Below are 1,688 nucleotides of genomic sequence, written 5' to 3' on the forward strand. Positions count from 1 at the left end.
AGGTGCGCAACTAAACTTTTCGTAGAAGTGATGGTTCTAGCTTGTAGGGCGTGGACTATTCGTCCTTGTGTTTACCGCGTAGGGGGTATCCAGTTTACTGGGTACCCCCGTGTGGTGTTTAGGACTGTAAGTTCCTATATGCCTAGTCGTTTTAAGAGAGTATAAAAGAGTAGACCTATAGGACAGATTGTGTGTATGGTTTTCTTGTTTTGGCGTGTATTTTCGAGGCGTGTCGGGTTTTTAAATCGGTGATGGGTTTTTAAACTTTGGACACTATGTGTGTATATAACGCCGTGTGAGGCATTGTGTTTACTGGCGTGAGGACTGGTTTAAATTCTTGCGTGTGGTGTGGTTATGCTCGTTTGTATGAAAATACTAAAGTGTGGCTCGTGTGGCCAAGCAATGAAAAAGAACGGGTATACCAGTAGTGGTAAGCAACGCTGGAGGTGTTTTACGTGTCGAGTCTCGCGTACTGTAATCTACCAGACTCGACGAGCGTATTTCACCCAGTTTATTGACTGGTTAACGAGTAAAACAGAGCAAGCATCCATGAAGGGTAAAGGCCGTACATTTCGCCGGCATACCAGCCAGTTCTGGCAGTATTGGCCGATCCCCCGACAGGCTGCTTCGCCTAGTGATGTGGTATTTTGCGATGGTATTTATGTAAAACGACGTCTGGTTGTTCTTATTGCTCGTGGACGAGAGTATGTATCAGGCTGGTATCTAGCGCGTAGTGAAAACACGTATGCGTGGGAAAGTCTTCTCCAACGCATTCCTCCCCCAATTATGGTGGTCAGTGACGGCAGTAACGGGTTTGCCAGCGCTGTCAACACAGTGTGGCCATCTACGCGTATTCAACGGTGCTTATTCCACGTGCATAACCAGATTATACGGTGTACGACCAGGAAGCCTCAACTCCAAGCAGGCAAAGAACTCTATGCTCTGGCCGAGCGGATCGCGCGTCGTATGACCGCCAGTCAAGCCCAGCAATGGGTGAAAGACTATAACCAGTGGTGTCAAACCTGGGATGAGTTCCTGAAACAAAAAACAATCATTAATAAGAAAAGCGAGTATACACATAAACGGTTGCGTAAAGCACGCCGCGCGATTAACCAGCTTATTCGTGAAGGAACGTTGTTTACGTATATCGAGCTCGATCCGGATAATCAGGGTCTTTATCCACACACGAATAACATGATTGAAGGAGGAGTGAACTCTCAACTTCGGGATATGATTCGATGGCATCGAGGCCTTCCCCTGAGTAAACAAGCAAAAGCTATTTTCTGGTGGTGTACCCTGCATTCTGGTAAAAACATAGACCTCTACGAGCAGTTAGACACACTTCCCACAGACGAAACAATCACTGGTTTCTACGCGCAAGCCCACGAGAAGTACGAAGACGATAAAGACATGCGTTTATGGGGAGACCAACCCGTATGGGAAGAATTCCACACAAGCGCAAGACCCTACTAAACCCCACACTATTTTTAGCAGAAACCTCTCAAAACAAAGAGGTCTTGCACACCACCGTGGAAGACCCCTAAACCACCCCAAATACACACAAAATGTCCTATAAGCCAAAGAGTAACAAAAAAGCCCCGAAAACCAACGTTTCCAAGGCTTTTAACCTAGTGGAGGTAAGGGGACTCGAACCCCTGACCCTCTGCTTGCAAAGCAGATGCGCTACC

The 1,688-nt window shown here is 47.0% G+C and carries 1 protein-coding gene; it reads left to right on the forward strand.

What is annotated here, in order from left to right:
- Positions 1 to 366: 366 nt before the first annotated feature.
- Entirely contained in the window at positions 367 to 1,473 is a 1,107-nt protein-coding gene (locus tag ALMA_RS08005) for an IS1249 family transposase (RefSeq protein WP_158520618.1), read from the forward strand.
- Positions 1,474 to 1,688 lie beyond the last annotated feature (215 nt).

The organism is Alloscardovia macacae (assembly GCF_002259705.1).
GTDB lineage: Bacteria > Actinomycetota > Actinomycetes > Actinomycetales > Bifidobacteriaceae > Alloscardovia > Alloscardovia macacae.